We start from the raw sequence: 2,845 nt of genomic DNA on the forward strand, positions 1-2,845 counted from the left end.
CGCTGCGCGTGGCGGTGTAGCGCACGGCGTCCCCGATGCAACCGATCACCAGCTCCACGTCCGGAAGCGGCCCCACCCCGCCGGTCAGGAGGCCCGCCGCCCAGGGGAGGTCGACCGCCCAGAGGACGGTGACGACCAGGGAGAGGCCGGCGAGGACGGCCGGGTGGCGGACCGCCGCGACGCCCACCTCGTCGAGCATGGCGACGGCGGCGAGGGTGAAGAGGGGCAGGACCGTCCAGTGCCCGGCGAGCGCGGGGACCGACAGGGCGTACAGCAGGTCGCCGGGCCCCAGGGCGGCGCCCAGGCCGGTCCGCAGGTTCTCGAGCGGGAGGAGCGCCGCGGGGACCAGCACCAGCACCAGCGCGACGGGGGTGCGGCCGGTCCGCCGGGCGAGCGGCCGCACGAGGCGGACGCCGGCGACCCAGACGGCCAGGTGCGCGGCGGCGGCGAGCAGGTAGAAGGTGGAGATCACGGCGGGGGGCGCGCCTCGGCGACGCCGGGGCGCGGGTCGGTCAGGGGGCCGAGGCCGCGAAGCGCTCCAGGAGGGCGTTGAACGTCGCGCTGGGGCGCATGGCGGCGCGCGCCTTGGCGGGGTCGGGCCGGTAGTACCCGCCCAGGTCGACGGGGGCGCCCTGCGCCGCGGCGAGCTCGGCGTGGATGACGTCCGCCTGCGCCTCGAGGTCGCGGGCGAGGTCCGCGAAGCGGGCGGCGAGGTCGGGGTCGTCGTCCTGTTCGGCGAGCGCCTGCGCCCAGTAGCGGGCGAGCCACACGTGGCTGTCGCGGTTGTCGGGCTCGCCGACCTTCCGCGAGGGCGAGCGGTTCTCCTGCAGGATGCGGGCGTTGGCGCGCTCGAGCGCGTCGGCGAGGACCTTCGCGCGGGGCGCGTCCGCCTGGCGGGCGTACGTCTCGAGGGCGGGGACGAGCGCGAGGAACTCCCCGAGCGAGTCCCAGCGCAGGTGGCCCTCCTCCACGAACTGCTGCACGTGCTTGGGTGCGGAGCCGCCGGCGCCGGTCTCGAACAGGCCGCCGCCGTTCATGAGCGGCACGATGCTGAGCATCTTCGCGCTCGTGCCGACCTCGAGGATGGGGAACAGGTCGGTGAGGTAGTCGCGCAGGACGTTGCCGGTCACCGCAATCGTGTCCTCGCCCGCGCGGAGCCGCGCGACGGTGTGGCGGGTCGCTTCGGTCGGCGCGAGGACGCGGAGGTCCAGCCCGGTGGTGTCGAGGGCGTCCAGCTCCCGCTCGACCTTGCGGAGGAGTTCCGCGTCGTGGGGGCGGGTGGCGTCGAGCCAGAAGACGGCGGGGGTGGCGCTCTCGCGGGCGCGGCGGACGGCGAGGCGGACCCAGTCGCGGACCGGGGCGTCCTGCGTGCGGCACATCCGCCACAGGTCGCCGGCCTTAACCGGGCGCTCGAGGAGCGTCGCGCCGTCGGAGCCGACGACGCGGATCGTGCCGGGCGCGTCGGCGACGAAGGTGGTGTCGTGCGAGCCGTACTCCTCGGCCTTCTTCGCCATCAACCCGACGTTGGGGACCGACCCCATGGTGGTGGGGTCGTACGCGCCGTTCGCCTTGCAGTCGTCGATGACCGCCTGGTAGACGCCGGCGTAGGAGCCGTCGGGGATGACGAACTTCGCGTCGTGCATCGCGCCGTCGGGCCCCCACATGCGGCCCGAGGCGCGGATGGCGGCGGGCATGCTGGCGTCGATGATGACGTCGCTGGGGACGTGCAGGTTCGTGATGCCGCGGTCGCTGTCGACCATCGCGAGGGCGGGGCCCTCGGCGAGGGCGGCGTCGAGGTCGGCGCGGACCTGCGCGCGTTCGTCGTCGCTCAGCGTCTCGAGGCGCGCTTCGAGGGTCGCGAGGCCCGCCTCGGGCGTCACGCCGAGCCGTTCGAACGTCGCGGCGTGCCGCTCGAAGACCGGCGCGAAGAAGCGCTCGACCGCGGCCCCGAAGAGGATCGGGTCGCTGACCTTCATCATGGTGGCCTTCAGGTGGACGCTGAACAGGACGCCGCGCGCCCTGGCGTCGGCGATCTCGCGGTCGAGGAACGCCTCGAGCTTCGCGCGGTCCATCGTCGCGGCGTCGATCACGTCCCCCTCGGCCAGCGGGACGCCGGCCTTCAGGGTGCGGACCGTCCCGTCGGGCGCGACGTGCTCGATGCGCGCCTCGCCGGCGGCGTCGGCGGCGAGGGTGGTCGACACCTCGCTGCTGCGGAGGTCGCCGTCGCCCATCGTCGCGACGTGCGACGCGGAGTCGGGACTCCACGCCCCCATCGAGTGGGGGTGCGCACGGGCGTACGCCTTGACCGACGCGGGGGCGCGGCGGTCGCTGTTGCCCTCGCGCAGGACGGGGTTGACGGCGCTGCCCTTGACGCGGTCGTAGCGGGCCTTGACGTCGCGTTCGTCGTCGGTCGCCGGGTCGTGCGGGTAGGGGGGCAGGGGGTACCCCTGGGCCTGGAGTTCGGCGATGGCGGCCTCGAGCTGCGGCATCGACGCGCTGATGTTGGGGAGTTTGACGATGTTCGCGTCCGGCGTCTTCGCCAGCTCGCCGAGGTAGGCGAGGTCGTCCTCGATGCGACGGTCGGGCGGGAGGCGGTCGGCGAACTGCGCCAGGATCCGGCCCGCGAGGGAGATGTCGCGGCTCTCGACGCGGACGCCGGCGGGGGCGGCGAACGCCTCGACGATCGGTTGCAGCGACCCGCTGGCGAGGGCGGGCGCCTCGTCGACGAGGGTGTAGATCAGGGCGGGGCGGTCGCGGTGGGCGTCGGGGTCGGCCATGGGGATCCTCTCCGGGGCGGGGCGTCGGGCGGGGCGTCGGGTGGGGCGGCGCGGGGGAGCGCGCGAGA

2 protein-coding genes are annotated in these 2,845 nt (G+C 75.0%); both read right to left on the minus strand.

Going from position 1 to position 2,845, the window contains the following annotated elements; translation table 11 throughout:
• A partial coding sequence (locus RI554_11165) for a hypothetical protein (GenBank protein MDR9392573.1) occupies nt 1-472 on the minus strand: 472 nt, incomplete at its 3' end.
• 40 nt (nt 473-512) lie between these two features.
• Nucleotides 513-2,777: an NADP-dependent isocitrate dehydrogenase gene (locus RI554_11170; protein ID MDR9392574.1), complete on the minus strand. Its 2,265-nt coding sequence runs from the start codon at nt 2,775-2,777 to the stop codon at nt 513-515.
• Nucleotides 2,778-2,845 lie beyond the last annotated feature (68 nt).

It is taken from the genome of Trueperaceae bacterium, assembly GCA_031581195.1.
Classification (GTDB): Bacteria; Deinococcota; Deinococci; order Deinococcales; family Trueperaceae; genus SLSQ01.